We start from the raw sequence: 631 nt of genomic DNA on the forward strand, positions 1-631 counted from the left end.
GACGAAATTACTTGCTTCATTCTATGCGTTAACTCACTTAATACTAAAAGTGAATACAATGGTTCTGAAATTAATGAACAAGGATCAGTGTATTTAACTTGACGTGGGGAGTCATACCAACGCCTCATTAAGAGGAAATTTATAGTTGGCTAAAATGTTGAACGCAGTGAAAACAGCCAACTGTAAATTTTCCTGCTTTAATGCCTTGTTAGGTGTGCGTTTACACCGTTACTATACTTTTAACTTCCTCAGTTTCCGCAACTCTCAAAGTTGGCGGACCACCACCATGCATGTCGCTTTGAAGATAAGTTAAAAGCCAAAAACGACCATCAATGGGATCGGTGAAACATATATTCCAACCACATTTAGATGTACCAACCTTTTTCAAATTATGATTAATAAGCCATTCAATACGCTCACGCACTGGATCGGCTATTACATCTTTACCCGACTCTAACCAACGACCAGTTAATAAAGACTCAGATGCTTGCAGCAAATCCATTTAGTACACCTAGACACAATGACTCCCCACAAGGTGCTAGCCTCTAAATGTGGGTTAGTTTTACAAACCAGAGCCATAATATATGTGTCAACATTATCAAACAGAGGCTAGCATGATAAAACATAACAT

Annotated in this window: 1 protein-coding gene; it reads right to left on the reverse strand. The window is 38.4% G+C overall.

What is annotated here, in order from left to right:
* Positions 1 to 220: 220 nt before the first annotated feature.
* Positions 221 to 502: an Imm27 family immunity protein gene (locus H4J76_RS19525; protein WP_182231148.1), complete on the reverse strand. Its 282-nt coding sequence runs from the start codon at positions 500 to 502 to the stop codon at positions 221 to 223.
* Positions 503 to 631 lie beyond the last annotated feature (129 nt).

The organism is Colwellia sp. BRX9-1 (assembly GCF_014077195.1).
GTDB lineage: Bacteria > Pseudomonadota > Gammaproteobacteria > Enterobacterales > Alteromonadaceae > Colwellia_A.

What these genes read in the sequence shown, in the direction of transcription:
- H4J76_RS19525 (WP_182231148.1), bottom strand. Translation starts at nt 502, where the DNA reads ATGGATTTGCTGCAAGCATCTGAGTCTTTATTAACTGGTCGTTGGTTA.